At 65.4% G+C, this 15,176-nt stretch carries 17 protein-coding genes; 7 read left to right on the top strand and 10 right to left on the bottom strand.

Features of this window, described 5'->3' with window-relative positions; all coding sequences use genetic code 11:
• Positions 1-137: 137 nt before the first annotated feature.
• Both NKH31_RS12085 and NKH31_RS12090 read left to right on the top strand, forming a co-directional pair.
• Entirely contained in the window at positions 138-926 is a 789-nt protein-coding gene (locus NKH31_RS12085) for a class I fructose-bisphosphate aldolase (RefSeq protein WP_254862047.1), read from the top strand.
• Positions 923-1,792, top strand: a complete 870-nt coding sequence (locus NKH31_RS12090; protein WP_254862048.1) for a class 1 fructose-bisphosphatase — start codon at positions 923-925, stop codon at positions 1,790-1,792. Before NKH31_RS12085 ends, NKH31_RS12090 begins: the two co-directional genes overlap by 4 nt.
• A gap of 20 nt (positions 1,793-1,812) precedes the next feature.
• Here NKH31_RS12090 and NKH31_RS12095 read toward each other — a convergent pair whose 3' ends face one another.
• From NKH31_RS12095 to NKH31_RS12105, 3 genes are all read right to left on the bottom strand, one after another.
• Positions 1,813-2,229, bottom strand: coding sequence for an SHOCT domain-containing protein (locus NKH31_RS12095; protein WP_254862049.1), 417 nt, complete (start codon positions 2,227-2,229; stop codon positions 1,813-1,815).
• A gap of 75 nt (positions 2,230-2,304) precedes the next feature.
• A complete protein-coding gene (locus NKH31_RS12100) occupies positions 2,305-2,529 on the bottom strand; it encodes a DUF8119 family protein (RefSeq protein ID WP_254862050.1) in 225 nt (74 codons plus the stop codon).
• Between the two features lies 1 nt (position 2,530).
• Complete coding sequence (locus tag NKH31_RS12105) at positions 2,531-3,784, bottom strand: hypothetical protein (RefSeq protein WP_254862051.1); 1,254 nt, start codon at positions 3,782-3,784, stop codon at positions 2,531-2,533.
• 225 nt (positions 3,785-4,009) lie between these two features.
• On the opposite strand from NKH31_RS12105, the gene NKH31_RS12110 reads away from it, so the two are divergent.
• From NKH31_RS12110 to NKH31_RS12120, 3 genes are all read left to right on the top strand, one after another.
• Positions 4,010-5,755, top strand: coding sequence for an acyl-CoA carboxylase subunit beta (locus NKH31_RS12110; protein ID WP_254862052.1), 1,746 nt, complete (start codon positions 4,010-4,012; stop codon positions 5,753-5,755).
• A gap of 367 nt (positions 5,756-6,122) precedes the next feature.
• A complete protein-coding gene (locus NKH31_RS12115; protein WP_254862053.1) occupies positions 6,123-6,470 on the top strand; it encodes a DUF5658 family protein in 348 nt (115 codons plus the stop codon).
• A gap of 165 nt (positions 6,471-6,635) precedes the next feature.
• Positions 6,636-7,040 (top strand): hypothetical protein, encoded by a 405-nt coding sequence (locus NKH31_RS12120; RefSeq protein WP_254862054.1) that lies wholly within the window; start codon positions 6,636-6,638, stop codon positions 7,038-7,040.
• Positions 7,041-7,072: 32 nt separating this feature from the next.
• On the opposite strand, the gene NKH31_RS12125 is transcribed toward NKH31_RS12120, so the two are convergent.
• From NKH31_RS12125 to NKH31_RS12145, 5 genes are all read right to left on the bottom strand, one after another.
• Positions 7,073-7,819, bottom strand: coding sequence for a nucleoside phosphorylase (locus NKH31_RS12125; RefSeq protein ID WP_254862055.1), 747 nt, complete (start codon positions 7,817-7,819; stop codon positions 7,073-7,075).
• Between the two features lie 66 nt (positions 7,820-7,885).
• The gene (locus NKH31_RS12130) at positions 7,886-8,155 is read right to left on the bottom strand and encodes a HalOD1 output domain-containing protein (protein ID WP_254862056.1); all 270 of its coding nucleotides are present in this window, start codon (positions 8,153-8,155) and stop codon (positions 7,886-7,888) included.
• A gap of 190 nt (positions 8,156-8,345) precedes the next feature.
• Positions 8,346-9,236, bottom strand: a complete 891-nt coding sequence (locus NKH31_RS12135) for an ATP-dependent ribose-1-phosphate kinase (protein WP_254862057.1) — start codon at positions 9,234-9,236, stop codon at positions 8,346-8,348.
• Positions 9,237-9,303: 67 nt separating this feature from the next.
• A complete protein-coding gene (locus tag NKH31_RS12140) occupies positions 9,304-10,131 on the bottom strand; it encodes a DUF63 family protein (RefSeq protein ID WP_254862058.1) in 828 nt (275 codons plus the stop codon).
• A 179-nt stretch (positions 10,132-10,310) separates the two neighbouring features.
• The gene (locus tag NKH31_RS12145; protein WP_254862059.1) at positions 10,311-11,492 is read right to left on the bottom strand and encodes an NAD-binding protein; all 1,182 of its coding nucleotides are present in this window, start codon (positions 11,490-11,492) and stop codon (positions 10,311-10,313) included.
• 187 nt (positions 11,493-11,679) lie between these two features.
• On the opposite strand from NKH31_RS12145, the gene NKH31_RS12150 reads away from it, so the two are divergent.
• On the top strand, positions 11,680-12,360 hold the full coding sequence (locus tag NKH31_RS12150; protein ID WP_254862060.1) for a DUF2391 family protein: 681 nt from the start codon (positions 11,680-11,682) through the stop codon (positions 12,358-12,360).
• Positions 12,361-12,423: 63 nt separating this feature from the next.
• Positions 12,424-12,702, top strand: a complete 279-nt coding sequence (locus NKH31_RS12155) for a ubiquitin-like small modifier protein 1 (RefSeq protein ID WP_254862061.1) — start codon at positions 12,424-12,426, stop codon at positions 12,700-12,702.
• A gap of 9 nt (positions 12,703-12,711) precedes the next feature.
• On the opposite strand, the gene NKH31_RS12160 is transcribed toward NKH31_RS12155, so the two are convergent.
• Both NKH31_RS12160 and gatD read right to left on the bottom strand, forming a co-directional pair.
• Complete coding sequence (locus NKH31_RS12160) at positions 12,712-13,635, bottom strand: GNAT family N-acetyltransferase (RefSeq protein ID WP_254862062.1); 924 nt, start codon at positions 13,633-13,635, stop codon at positions 12,712-12,714.
• Between the two features lie 73 nt (positions 13,636-13,708).
• Positions 13,709-15,010: a Glu-tRNA(Gln) amidotransferase subunit GatD gene (gatD, locus tag NKH31_RS12165; RefSeq protein WP_254862063.1), complete on the bottom strand. Its 1,302-nt coding sequence runs from the start codon at positions 15,008-15,010 to the stop codon at positions 13,709-13,711.
• Positions 15,011-15,176 lie beyond the last annotated feature (166 nt).

Raw genomic sequence — 15,176 nt, forward strand, 5'->3', positions numbered from 1 at the left:
CTGAGTCCGTCCAGCCCGATAACGCTCACGCCAGTCGTGGCTCGATCCGTGGGAGAGACCTGATACCACGAAACACTGTCTCTCCGGGAGCACAGACCACCAGAGATAAATACGCTACCGTAGCACCACTCAATCAGATGATTCCGATCGACGATTCCCCGATCGTTCGCGACGGAAAGGTACTGATTCTCGCGATGGACCACGGCCTGGAGCACGGTCCGGTCGACTTCGAGGATGTCCCGGAGAAACTCGACCCATCGACGGTGTTCGAGACGGCGACCCACGACGCGGTGACCGCGATGGCCGTCCAGAAAGGGATCGCGGAGGGCTACTACCCGAGCTTCGAAGACGACGTCAACCTGCTGCTCAAGATCAACGGCACGTCGAACCTCTGGATGGGCGAGCCTGACTCGGCGGTCAACTGCTCGGTCGAGTACGCCGCCGAACTCGGCGCCGACGCCCTCGGCTTTACGGTGTACGGCGGTTCGAACCACGAGATCGAGATGGTCGAGGAGTTCCGCGACGTCCAGGAGGCTGGACGCGCCCACGCCCTCCCGACCGTCATGTGGTCGTACCCGCGCGGACAGGGACTCAAAAACGACACCAAGCCGAGCACGATCTCTTACGCGACCCGGCTCGCGCTCGAACTCGGCGCCGACGTGGCGAAGGTCAAGTACCCGGGAAGCAAGGAGGCCATGGCCCACGCCGTCCAGTGTGCCGGCGACATGAAGGTCGTCATGAGCGGCGGCTCGAAGACCTCCGATTACGAGTTCCTCTCGACCGTCGAGGCCGTCATGGACGCCGGCGCGAAGGGACTCGCCGTCGGGCGCAACGTCTGGCAGCGCGAGGACCCGACGCGCCTACTCGACGCCCTCGAGAAAGTCATCTACGAGGGCGAGACCGCCGACGCCGCCCTCGACGGATGACGGCCGCGAACGCCGAGAACGACGCCGTCGCGGAGATCGTCGACGTGATCGCCGATTCGGCAGCCGAGATACGTCGCGGCCTGGTCGGCCGGCGAGAGGACGTCGACGCGGAGAACCCGAGCGGCGAGACCCAGGCCGAGGCGGACGTCTGGGCCGACGAACTGCTCGCCGAGCGGCTGGCGGCGATCGAGGGCGTCGCCGAGTACGCGAGCGAAGAGCGCGTCGAAATCTCACAGGTCGGCGACGGCGACCTGTACGTCGCCGTCGACCCGCTCGACGGCTCGTCTAACCTCAAATCGAACAACACGATGGGGACGGTGTTCGGGATCTACGACGAACCGCTCCCGGCGCCCGGAACGTCGCTGGTCGCCTCCGGCTGGATCCTCTACGGTCCCATCACGACGATGGCGTTCGCCCGCGACGGAACGGTCACCAAGTACGAACTGACCGGCGGTGAACGTACCGTCGTCGACCCGGACGTCACCATCCCGGACGAGCCGCTGGTCTACGGCTTCGGCGGTCGGGTACCCGACTGGCCGGCGGACTTCGAGGCCTACGTGCGCGAGATCGAGTCCGACGACTCGCTCAAACTCCGCTACGGCGGCGCGATGATCGGCGACGTCAATCAGGTACTCACCTACGGCGGAATCTTCGCGTATCCCGCCCTCGAGGGCAGCCCCGAGGGCAAACTCCGGCTGCAGTTCGAGTGCAACCCGATCGCCCACCTCGTCGAGACGGCGGGCGGGCGCTCCTCTGACGGCTCGCAGTCGATCCTCGCTGTCGAGCCGACGGAACTCCACCAGCGCGTCCCGCTCCACGTCGGGACCGAGTCGCTGATCGATCGACTCGAATCCGCGCTCGCCTGAGTCCGTTCGGAGACGGACCGTCACCGTCGTTCGTCGTCGAGTACTCGGTCTCGATCGGATTCCATCGCTTTCGTTCGCTCGTCGAGTTGTCGATTCCAATCTGGCTTCGAGACGTCGTCTCGATCGGGTGTCGACAGGTGCCGGTCGATCGCTCGTTCGAATTCGTCTTCTGAGAGTTCGCCAGCGACGTAACGCTCGCGGAGTTCCGAGACTGGGTCGCTGACCGACTCGGCGTTCGACGAGAGAACGGAATCACCACTCAGCAGGGTCACCGGGAGTACGACGAAGACGAGAATAATCGAGGCGAGCGCGGCGAGCGTGGTGAATCCGAACAGGGCGAGCGCCGAGATGACGACGAGGAACGGAACGGAGACGAGCACGACCAGATCGCCGACGTCTTCGAGTAGTCCGTTCGACCGAAACCAGGTGAGCGCCATCGGTTCTTGCCACCCTCTAGATCGGACGCGCACATAATTTCCGGGGCGACGCGAGGCGGTGACTCGCTGTCATCGTCACGACGTCGAGCGCTCTGTACTGCTGCCTACGAGGCCGGGGTCGAACAGCAAGACGAACGCGAGCGTCCCGCCGATCAACAGCGGGTAGAACGCCCACCGCGGCCAGCCGGTGGCCAGAAATACGAGACCGAGTCCGAGGACCCAGCCGGTGACGACGAGGACGAGCCACGCCCCGACGAGCAGGGAACGGAGGATCGATCGAACGGAGATGTCGCGTTTCATGTTAGAAGTGATAGCCGTGGCGTTCGGTGAGCGTGTGGGCGGAGACACCCCAGACGTGATCCTGGCCGGGCCACCAGGTTCGAGCGCTGTTGACCGAGGCGACGATCGCGCCGTCGACCTCGTCGTGATCCGGATAGATCGTGACGGAGCCGCTGTCGCCGTCGCTGATGTCGGCTTCGGTTCCCCACTTCAGCTGGCCGCCCTGGCAGCGGTCGGTCGTCACGCACGTCGCGGCGTCGATCCCGTGAACGTCGCCGGTCGTACGTCCGCTCGTTCCGCCGATCTTCGCGACCGACTCGCCGCGAGCGACGAGGTCTGCGAGTCCCCAGCGCGTAAACTGTCCGGCGATCGGAATCCCGTTCGTTCGGCCGACGACGCTCCCGGGTCTGATCGCGCTGACCGGCCGCGCGATCGCGACGTCCACGTCGGGAAGCGTGTCGACGACGTGACCGATCGTCAGCGGGCGTCGGTCGACGAGAGTCGGAAGCGACAGCGTCTCTCCGACCGAATCGTCCCATCCCGGGAACGCGTGTAACGCCGTCGCGAACAGCGGTTCGGCCTCGCCCGATCGGTACACCGCCGGCGTCAACGTCGCGTAGCTGCTCGAGACGGCACACCGAACGCCGCCGGGGACGGGGTCGACGTTCGCGTTTCGAACCAGCTGCGTCGGCTCGGGCGACGCGTCACGTTCGAGTTCGTCGATGCTGTCTTCGTCCTCGATGTCGATTTCGATCCCCTCCAGGGTTCCGTCCCACTCGATACCGATCCGGGAGAGCACCGACGCGACGTCGCCGGGAAGCGACCAGAGATCGTCGCTTTCGACGCCGATCGACAGGGTGACCGTCCCCGACTCGTACGATCCGGGAACGACCGCGCTGTTTAGGTATCCCGGTAGTTGCGTTCGAACCAGCGTGGCGTGTACGTCGAGGGCCGTCTCGACGCGGTGATACCAGTCGGCCGGAACGGTTCGCGTGATCGGTTCGAGGGTGGTTCTCGACCCCGGTTCGCCGAAGAGCTGACCGTCGTCTGACCGAACGTAGGCCGTCTCGATTTCGACCGTGCCGTCGGGCGGATCGAGCGCGCTGTCTATTCCCAGGTAGTGACCGACGCCGAGTGCGTATCCGACGCTTCCGACGCACGTGAGCGCGGTACGACGATCGACGCGCCGACTCGACGTATTCGGTGCTGACTCGTCCGTCGACGTCGATAGCGCGCTCGACTCACGTCTCTCGGCTGGTGTTTCTGAATCGCCCATGGCTGCCTGTCTCTCCGGCGGCGAACTCGCCCACCGCGGTATCGCAGGGACGCCGGTGTCGCCAATGTCGATTGTGCTTGCACACGGTAGCACGCCGAGTAATCACAGACTGAGCGCTCGTGACGCCGATCGACTCGGTCCGACCGACGACGATCCGTTCGAGTGCGTTACTTTCTGCGCGTTCGAATGGAAAACGGTTTGGGCTGGACACTCCCAGCCTACGGTATGAAGGTACGAATCGGTGCGGAGGCGTCGGAGGCCGAGGCCTCCGCGATCGCCGCCGCCATGGCCGAACACGTCGGTGGTGAGGTCTCAGTGTACGTCGGTGACGCGACGGACCCGGCCGCCGTCGAGGACGCACCCGCAGACGGGTCGGAACCCGATGGCGACGTCTCTTCGCCGTCCGAACCGACGGACGCCCTCGGGCCAACCGAGCGAGAGGAACTCCTCCGCGAGGAGATCGCCGAGATCCTCGCCGGCGGACCGGAGAAGTACAAAGAACAGCTCCCCGAGGAGGACAAGCTGTTCGTCAGAGATCGAATCGACCTCTGGTTTTCCGGTGAGGGGAGTGACTTTCTCTTCGAGGACGGCCGATTCGCCGAATTCGACGCCGACGATCAGTTGCCCGCCGACGGGCTCATCACGGGCGCGGCGACGTTCGAGGGACGGGACGTCCACTTCATGGCGAACGACTACACGGTCAAGCGCGGAAGCATGGCCGCCAAGGGCGTCGAGAAGTTCCTCCGGATGCAACAGCGGGCGCTCAAAACCGGCCAACCGGTCCTCTACCTGATGGACTCCTCAGGCGGCCGGATCGACCAGCAGACGGGCTTTTTCGCCAACCGCGAGGGGATCGGCAAGTACTACTACAACCACTCGATGCTCTCCGGTCGCGTCCCGCAAATTTGCGTGCTCTACGGGCCGTGTATCGCCGGCGCGGCGTACACGCCGGTCTTCGCCGACTTTACCATCATGGTCGAGGGGATGTCGGCGATGGCGATCGCCTCCCCGCGGATGGTACAGATGGTCACCGGCGAGGAGATCAGCATGCAAGAACTCGGTGGTGCGGCGGTTCACGCCCGCGAGTCGGGCAGCGCCGACCTCGTCGCGCGCGACGAGGAACACGCCCGCGAACTCGTCTCCGACCTGATTACGTACCTGCCGGACAACGCCGACGGGACGCCGCCGAAAACCGCCGGCCGCCCGCCCGCACGCTCGCCCGACGGGATCGATTCGGTCGTGCCCCAGGAGCCCAACCGGGGCTACGACATGGTCGATCTGATCCACCGGGTCGTCGACGAGGGGTCGTACTTCGAGCTCAGACCCGACTACGGCAAGGAGATCATCACCGCGTACGCTCGCATCGACGGTCGACCGGTCGGAATCGTCGCCAACCAGCCCGCCCACCGCGCGGGCGCGATCTTCCCGGATGCAGCCGAGAAGGCCGCGGAGTTCATCTGGAAGTCCGACGCGTTCAACGTCCCGATCCTGTATCTCTGCGACACGCCCGGCTTCATGGCCGGCTCGCAGGTCGAAAAGGATGCGATCTTAGAGAAGGGTAAGAAGTTCATCTACGCGACGTCGTCGGCGACCGTTCCGAAGCAGACGGTGATCGTCCGCAAAGCCTACGGTGCGGGTATCTACGCCATGGGCGGGCCGGCGTACGATCCCGAAAGCGTCATCGGCCTCCCCTCCGGCGAGATCGCGATTATGGGTCCCGAGGCCGCGATCAACGCCGTCTACGCGCGCAAACTCTCGGCGATCGAGGACGACGACGAGCGCGCCGAGATGGAAGCTCAGCTTCGAGAGGAGTACCGCGAGGACATCGACATCCACCGGATGGCCAGCGAGGTCGTCATCGACGAGATCGTTCCGCCGAGCGAGCTGCGGACCGAACTCGCCAATCGCTTTGCGTTCTACGAAGGGATGGAAAAGGAACTGCCGAGTAAGAAACACGGTACGATTCTGTAGGCCGGACCGTTCGGTCGGTTCGTGAACTACGTTCGAGTCGAGAGAAACCGCTCGATACTGGCCAGTAATCGGACAGATACCGGCCGGTACCCGGGTCGAAATTGACCAGTAATCGGACTGAAACGTGGTGGTAACCGGCCCGAAACCGCTCAGTAATCGGATCGATCCGGGCCGGTAATCGGGCCGAAACCGATTCACACCTACCGGTAGCGCGGTCGTGTACACGTTTGATTTCGGCGTAGGAAGTGGTTAGCGACCGCACCGGTCGGATATGACGGGGATAACTAATCGGTGATCGATGGGTCACTCGATCGACGCCCCGTGGCGCGTGGGCCCGATCGACCGGTTCGACTCCGGCGGGTGTCGTATGTCAACGCAGAATAGGCAGCTCGGCGAGTTGTCGTTTCTCGCCGACGCGACCCGATTCGAACGGGTGCTCTGGGGGTTGGTCGGACTCTCGCTGGTCGGGGACATCGTCACGACGTTCGTCGGACTGCAGATGGGCCTCGCCGAGTCGAATCCGATCGCGCGATCGGCGATCGACGGCTGGGGCGTGATCGGAATGATCGCGCTCAAGGCCGGTGCGGTCGCCGTGGCGCTGTTCTGCAGGCGCTTCGTCGAGGAGCCGTACCAGCCGATCGTCCCGGCGGCCCTTGCGATCCCGTGGACTGCGGCCGTCCTCGTCAACCTCTACATGATCTCGCTCGTCGCCTGAGCGAACACCCAGTTGGGAGGCCTGAAGGAACTGGTGGGGGCGTGAGCGAACACCTGACCGGGAAACTGAATGTAACCGGCAGGTGGATTTCCCAGCGTACGGATCCGGTGTGCTCGACCCGTTACCAACCGACGACGTTATTATCCGAAAGGATGATGGCGAATTATGGCTCGACGTATCACCGGACTGTCCAGGGACATGCGCGTCCAGATCGGTATCGCCGTCGTCGCCGTCGTCCTCTACGGCGTGTCGATCTACACCGGTGTCGTCGACGACGACCGGTCCGCCGCGGTCGTCTTGCTCGCGTTGTACGCGCTCTTGTTCGGCGGCTCTCACCTCTATCTCGCGCTTCGAGGCGCGGACGGGCTCGTCCCGGTCGGGGCACGGTGGCGCTGGGTGGCGACGCTGGTCGTCGTGCTCGCCTGCGTATCCGTATTTCTCCTCGAGATCGACCGAACGCTCGGCCCCGTTGCGATCGATACGCTGGCTCTCTGGGTGCTCCTGGCGACGATCGCCGTCTACGTCGTCGTGGAAGGTGTCTCCGGCTACCGGGAGACGCAGTCTGAGTGAACGTGATGGTACCGGTCCGAGGATTGGTCGAGTTACAGGGTCGTCGCCGCCTCGAGGGCGATGTCGATCGCCCGCGAGACGTTGTGTTTCGCCTTCTCTGGTAACTCCTCGTCGTCGGTGTCGGTCCCTTTCTGCGTGCCCTCGACGAGGTTGCCGTCGACGGTGCAGATGGCGCCGGCGCGAAGCCCCTTTCGCCGGGCCAGCGTGAAGATAGCCGCCGCTTCCATCTCGACGGCGAGCAGTCCGGCCGCTTCCCACTTCTCGACGTACGCGTCGGTTTCAGCGTAGTAGGCGTCGTCGGTGGTGATCGGTCCGACGTGAACCGTCGCGCCGGCGTCGTCGACGCGGTCGGCGTGAGCTTCGGCCGCCTCGACGAGCGCCGAGAGGACCCCGTACTCCGGAACGGCGGGGAGTTCGACGTCCTCGTAGCGCTTCGTCGTCCCCTCGTCTTTGGCCGCTCCGGTCGCGACGACCATGTCGCCGATCTCGAGTCCGCGCTGGAGCGCGCCGGTGGTCCCGACCCGGACGATAGTCTCGACGCCGACGGCGGCCAGTTCTTCGACGGCGATCGCGGCCGACGGCGATCCGATCCCCGTCGAGCAGATGGTCAGGTCTCGCCCCTCGTAGGTGGCGTTGACGACCTTGTACTCGCGGTTTTCGGCGATCGTCTCCGCGCGATCACAGTGGCCCGCGATCCGGTCGACGCGACCGGGGTCGCCGGGAACGAGCGCGAGGTCGTGGACGTCCCCCTCGTCGACGAGCAGGTGTGGTTGCGTCATCGGGTAGATCTCTTCGGGTGCGTACTAAAATTGACCCGCTTTTCGATGGCGCTCGGCCGGGCGAACTCACTCGGGCGGCGGGCGGCTCACGCGGTCGAAGACGCGAACGATCTCGGGTCTGACGACGATCGTCGCCGATTCCGTCGAGAAGCGAACGGACCCGGTCGGTCGGGAACGTCCGTTCGGTCGATCGGCGAAGAGCGCGTCGAGTGCGTCCGGATCGACGTACTCGTACAGACACGTCTTCGGAGCGATCGCCATCGACTCTTCGAACTGGGCGAGCGCGGTGGCGACGGCGACGCTCGTCGGTTCGTCGGTCGATCGGCTGTACTCCACCCACCCCCGGCTCCCCCGGCAGGCCACATCACATTCTGCAGTAGTACCGTTTCTCATGTCTCTCTGCCGTCGGAACGACGCGATCTCGATCGGCCGTCGAACCGACGGGGTACTCCAACCGCCAACGGGGGCGTGCTTAGCTATTCCGTCAGACAACACGGTGTGAGATAAAGTGTGTGTAGTTCACACGTCACATGGGGCCGTCGGCTGCCGCTAGAAACCGTTCGACCCGCCGCGCGGAAAGCGCCGGTTGGGAGCCCGTGGTCGTCGCGGCGATGGCCCCGCACGCGTTTGCGAACCGGAGCGTCTCGCTCACGTCGGCGTCGCGACGCCACTTCGAGAGGAAGCCCGCGGCGAACGCGTCGCCGGCGCCCGCCGTGTCGACCGGCGTGACGTCGAACCCCTCGTGTCGAACCGTGCCGTCGGGTCCGTACACTGCGGCGCCGTCACCGCCGTCCGTGAGAACGGTAATTCCGCCGTCGAGCGCGACCGCCTGGTCGCCTCGCTGACCCAGCAGCTCCGCTTCGCGCCCGGTGAGAAAGAGCACGTCGGCGTGCGAGATGGTCTCGTCGTACGATCGGTGGGCCAACCGTCGGCCCGGATCGAAACTGACGGACGTGTCGGATACTGCAGCGGCGGACGCGAACGCGGCGGCCGTTTCGGGTCGCTGACTCGTGAGGTGCACGTGGTCCGCCCGACGCACCGCTCGTCGATCGACGTCGGCCGGCGAGAGGGCCTCGTTCGCCCCGTCGTCGCCGACGATCGAGACCGCGCCGTCGTCGTCGACGAGGAGGTACTTTCTGGCGGTTTCGGCGTCGGAAACGGTGAGAACGCCGGTGCAATCGACGCCGGCCGACTCGAGCGAGGACGCGGCCCGGTCGCCGTACTCGTCGTCGCCGACGCTCCCGTAGAGGGCGACGTCTTCACCCAGTCGACTGAGCGAAGCGGCGACGTTCGCTCCGCTCCCGCCGCAGGAGGCGTACTCGTCGCGGATCGAGGCCTCTCCGTCCGGCTCTGGTAGTCGGTCGACTCGAAGGGTGACGTCCCAGTTTACGTGGCCCGCGACGAGTACGCGTCCCATGCTCCTACCCCTTACTCAACGCCCGCACCAAAACGTTCACGCCCCGTTCCGGTCGGTGAGACGCCGGCTACGTGATCGTAAACAACAACACGTTGTGAAAGCCGGGACCGAGGCCGACGGCGGCGACGAAGGCGAGCGCCAGCCGCCCGAGTCGCGGTCGATCCCTGACGAGGTCGGTAAAGAGACCGACGACGACCAGTGCGAGACCGAGTTTTACCAGTACGAACAGCCAGCCGGCTCCGAGTAGCTCGGCCGTCGGGAGCGACTCGCCCGCTTCGAGGACGAGCAACGAGAGCGGGACCTCCTCGTGGGCGTCGAGGAGATCGTAACCGATCGCCGTCGAGACGCCGTCTAGGACCTGTGAAAAGATGACGAACGAACCCGTTATGCCGGTGATTGCAGCGACGTCGGTAAACCAGAGGCTGACGGCGATCCAGGCGAGGGCGGTGACGACGCCAGTGATCACGATGGCTACTACCGGCCAGAAGGGGTTGAACTGGCCGGCGTCGTAGCCGAGCATGATCGCGATCATGGCGAAGACCGAGACGAACGCGGTCCCGGTGATGCCGACGAACCGCGGGATCGATCGGTAGAGCCCGCCGGCGTGTAAGAAGTTCGCGACGATCCAGACGAATCCGGCGACGATGGCCACCGTGACGTAGACGCTCGGCGTATCGAACAGCGGCGCGATCCAGTCCGGAAACGCGTCGACCGCTTCCCTGTTTAACACGTGAAACGTAGACCCGAGCATCATCCAGGGCGCGAACGCAATGACGGTCCGGTCGGTCACGGGCGGATCGATCGCCCAGAGTAACGCCACGACGCCCGCGAGTCCGAGGACGAGCGGGACGACGTAGTACCACGACGGTATGACGAATCCCTCCGGGAGCACCATATGACCGTACTCGCTCAAAGCAGCATCAAACAAGTTGCGGTTAGCGTCGATGAATCGAGCAGTGACGCCGTCAACCGGGTTGCCGAGATCCAGTCACGCGAGCGCTCGCGATCGACCTCGACGGCCGGAAACAAGTCACGCGTCGCCCAGTACCCGGTTATTCGTCGTCCGGCAACAGCTCACACATCGCCCAGTAACTGGTCGATCAGCGCCGTCGAGTCGCCGTCGAGCGCCGATTTGACGAGGAGGTGCCCGCCGAGTTGTGACGGACTGATCACGGTATCGGCGCCGGCCCGTTCGAGTTTCTTCGTGTTCTCGCGGTTCGTCGCCGCGGCGACGATGCGGGCGTCCGGACGCATTTCGCGCGCGGTAAGAATCGTCAGCGCATCGTTTGCGTCGTCGTTCGTCGCGACGAGGATCGCCGCGGCCCGATCGATTCGGACCCGTTCGAGCGGTCGCTCGTCGCTCGGGTCCGCGCGGACGGCCGGGACGTCCCGATCGGAGAGCGCGTCCGTGTAGTCTCGATCGAGCGAGACGACAGCGAACGGAATATTCTCGTCGTCGAGTTCGTCGATGATCGGTTCGGTCAGGTCCCCGTGGCCGAGGACCAGAACGTGGGCGTCTAACGTCTGGAGCTGTGAGTCGGTCATCTTTCCGAGTGTTTTCGTGATTCGCGCCTGCAGTGCCGGGCCGACGAGCGCTCCGATAGCGATACCGAAGCTGGCGACGCCGAGGACGAGAACGGACATGGTGAACAGGATCCCTTCTGTCGATTCCTCGTGGGGTGTGATGTCGCCGTAGCCGACCGTACTCGAGGTGATCAGCGTGAAGTAGAACGCGTCGAGGACGGTGTCGATCCCCTCGAACTCCTCGCGGAGGTGGTAGGCGCCGGTCGTCCCGTAGAGCTGAACGCCCGCCAGCGCCGCGCCGGCGGCGAGTTGGGTCGTCGACAGCGAGAGTCGACCGTCGAACTGGTGGCGGGTGGTGAGCAAGACCGGAATCGAGAGCAACGAGAGCACGATCAGCGGCACCGAGTAGTGACTCGCCTGGGCCAATCCCTGGACGGCGGTCAGCGGCAGGAGAAACAGCGTGGCCCACCACCCGAAGCGGAGGCCGCGTCTCAGTGCCAGCGCGCTTCCGACCATCAGGAATCCGGTCAGTGCGCCGGTGAATCCGGCGGCTTCCTGCGCCACGACCGGGATATGGGGAGCGAGCGGACCGTCCGCCTCGATACCGATGTTCACCAGCGCCGTCGCGACCGAGAGGCCGGCGACCGCGAAGACGAGGAGGATGGTGCCCCTGGTCGACAGGTGACGTCGCCAGTCCTCGCGGAGGCCGGTCGGCACGCGTGGCGCGTCCATACCAACGCTGCAACCGCCGCACAATTAAACGACACGACCGTCGTCGAGGACTTCCGACACCGCCCTTACGCCGAGGGCTTCTGAGCACCCATCTGTTCGCCGTGGGCTTGCGACGACACTACCGCACGGGAGGCCGCGTTTCGACCTGCTCCATCAACTATTTCCCGACACCCTCGTACGGTGTCGTATGTCCAGTAGGAACGAGTCGGCCGATCGACCGGCGGCGGACCGCGTTCGTGACGATCGGTACGACGTCGCGGACGTCCTCGATCAGCTCGACGAACTGGAAGCCACCGTCTCGTCGGACGCCGCTCGTCGTGACGTCCAGCGGACCAGGCGAATGGTCGAACGCGTTCCCGGTTCGCGGCGCATCGGTAAACTCACCGTCAGGGACCTCGCCGAAGCGACGGTCGGGGCGATCGTCTTCGCCCTACCGCTGCTTGTCGAAGACGGCGTCTTCGAGATCGCCGAGTGGTTCACCGCGACGACCGTCGGCTCGATTCCGCTCTTTCTGGTCGCCAACGTACTACTCGTCGTCGGGCTGACGGCGGGAGTCCTCTACGCGACGGACTTTCGTGATGTCGTGAAGCGGCCGGTGTTCGGGCTCGTCCCGCGACGGCTCGTGGTCGTTCTCGCCGTCTCCTTCGCCGTCGCCGCGTCGACGATGTATCTCTGGGGTCGACTGCACGAAGAAGATCCGACCGCGCTGGAAGCGTTCGGTCGGATCACCGCGATCTGGGCGGCGGCCGCGCTCGGTGCCTCGATCGCGGACATGCTTCCCGGCGAGAGTTCCGGGACGGATATCGGCGACCGGCTGTCCGAACTGAGCGATCGAGGCGAGGGGCCGACCACTGACGACTCCCGGTAATGGGCTCGGTGTGGGGTACCCGAGAGCGGTAGCTACTTGCCGAATCGGCGGGAACGTCTCGACATGGAGTGGAAGCTGTTCGCCGACCTGGCCGAGCGCGCCGGCGACCGGCACGTCGACGTCGACGTCGGGGCGGGCGACACCGTCGGAGACGCGCTCGAGGCGCTACTCGACGGTCGCGACGACCTTCGCGAGCGGGTGCTAGACGAAGACGGGAAATTGCGCTCACAAATCAACGTTCTCAGAAACGGAAAGGAGATTCACAGTCAGCAATCGGGCCTCGAAACGACGCTCGAAGATGGCGACGAACTCGCCCTGTTTCCGCCGGTCAGCGGCGGATAGACCGCCCGATTACCACCCGGTCAGATCGATCCCGAGCACGAAGTCCGGCTCGTCCGAGATCTTCGCGCCGGCGAACGAGGCGTCGCTGACGGCCCGGACCGTCTCCGGAATCAGCACGCGTATCTCGTCGGCCCCGAGGTCGGCGGCGTCGCGGGCGATCGCCGCGAAGAGCGACTTCGCGGATGGGACGTCGGCCCAGGCGCCGACGCCGTACTCCGCCCAGGTGGCGCTCTCTCCGGTCTCGTCGTCCGTTCGCTCGTACTCGCGGCTCCGGTAGGCCATTCCCGAGACGCCGCGTTCGCCCTCGACAGCGAAGACGGCGGTCTCGTCGGCGAGCGCCTCGAGATCGTTGCGGGTGAGTTCGGCCATCGCCCACGACTCGTTGGCGTCGAGCGTCAACCCGCGCAGGTGGGCTCTGGCGTCGCTCGCCGTCCAGAACCGCCAGGCTGCTGCCGGGTCGGCCGTAACGGTGTGTGGGCCGTCTGCGTTCGGATCCGGATCGGGGTGTGCAAAGCGGAACTCGGTTTCGGGTTCGAACCCGCCCGCGCGGGCGGCTCCGAGCGCGGCGACGTTCCACGAGAAGGTCATCAGCCGGCCGACGGTCGCGCCGCGGTCGGCCGCCCAGTCGAAACAGGCTTCGTTGAGTCGGCGGCTGACGCCCTGGCGCTGGTAGTCGGGGTTGACGCGCATTCCCTGGAACCAGGCCTCGTCGGTCGAGAGCATCACGGCCTGGACGATTCCCGCGACGTCGTCGCCGACCGAGGCGAGGAACGTCCGCTTTCGCTCGTCGCCTTCGTCTTCGAGCCAGTCGTGGTAGACGTGGTGGAGGTAGTCGCCGCCGCGGTCCTCCCAGAGTTGCGTCGTGAAGTCGGCGACGCCGTCGTAGTCGTCGTGCGTTGCGCGTCGAATCTCGATATCTGTCGTGTGCGTCATGGGGTTCGTTGGTAGTATTCGTTCGATAGACCGTACCGTCGGTACGTTGGCAAACGTGTTCGGTCCGCGGGGATCAGGTCCAGGGGACGGACCGTTCGTGTAGTTCGCCGGCGAGCGACGTCTGCATCAACGTTTCCACGTCGTCCTCGGCGTGTTCGAGGACCCACATCAACTTGACGAGCGCGGTTTCGGGTAGCGTATCGCCCGCCTCGATCGCGCCAGCGGCGAGCAGGTCCCGGCCGGTGTCGTAGACGCGGTCACAGACTCGTCCATCGAGACACTGGCTCGTGACGACCACGGTGGTTCCGTCATCGACCAGTGCTTCGATTCGCGGGACGAAGTCGGTGTGGACGTGGCCGAGGCCGGTTCCTTCGACGACGAGGCCGGCTTTCCCTTCGAGGACGTCGAAGAACGCCGGATCCATGCCGGGAGTGAACTTCAGCAACTCCGCGTCGGTTTCGAGTCCGTCCTCGATCGAGAGTTCGACCGCGTCGCGCCGGCGGTAGTCGCCGTCGAACGAGACCGCCTCAGACTCGTTGTCGTTGCCCGCTCGACCGCTCGGGCTCGTCGCGTCCGAGACGGCCTCGTAGTCGACCGCGCCCAGCGGTTCGGCGCTGACGGTTTCGAACGCGTCGCGCCGGGACGTGTGGTTCTTCCGGACGCGCGTCGCGCGGTGGAGCGCGCAGACGTCGTCCGATTCCGTCGCGTGCATACAGACGAGCACCTCGGCGCAGTCGGATTTGGCGGCTTCGACCGCGCAAACGGCGTTCATCACGTTGTCCGAGGAGGGACGATCGGCCGATCGCTGCGAGCCGGTGAAGACGATCGGGACCGGCGTCTCGAGTGCGAACGAGACGGCCGCGCCGCTGTACTGCATCGTGTCGGTGCCGTGCATAACCACGACGCCGTCGGCGCCGGCGTCGATCTCCTCGTAGATAGCCTGCGTCAGGTCCTGCCAGATGGCGGGTTCCATGTTTTCCGAGAGGATGTTCGAGATCACTCGGCCGCGGTAGTTCGCCCGCCCGGCCAGATCCGGCACGGCGCGGAGGACGTCCTCGGCGTCGAACTGGGCCGTCACCGCGCCCGTTCGGTAGTCGACCGTCGAGGCGATCGTTCCGCCGGTCGACAGCAGCGAGATCGTCGGGAGGTCGTCGTCGAACTCGATCGCCGATCCGGATTCGTCGGATGCGTCGTCGCCGCCCACGTCGTAGACGTCGGATTCGATCACCTCGAGCTGTGCGGACTCGCGCTCGACGCCGACGTTGTAGCCGCCGTCGAGCTTGACGACGAGGTGGTCCGTCGTACTCGAGGGTAGATAGACGCCCTCGACGGTCCGATCCGGCGTCTCTGCGCGGATCCGGTCGCCTGGATTCATAGACGTGGGTTGTCGATCCGGAGACTTGAATTCACGCTTTTGAGTGCGAGGCTTCGAGTAGCACGAGAAGCCTCGAACAGACGAGCGGGGAGAGAAGCGACCCGCGAGAAGCGGCCCTTCGAGTAACACGAGAAGCCTCGAACAGACGAGCGGGGAGCGGAGTGAC

The organism is Halovivax gelatinilyticus (genome assembly GCF_024300625.1).
Taxonomy (GTDB): Archaea; Halobacteriota; Halobacteria; order Halobacteriales; family Natrialbaceae; genus Halovivax; species Halovivax gelatinilyticus.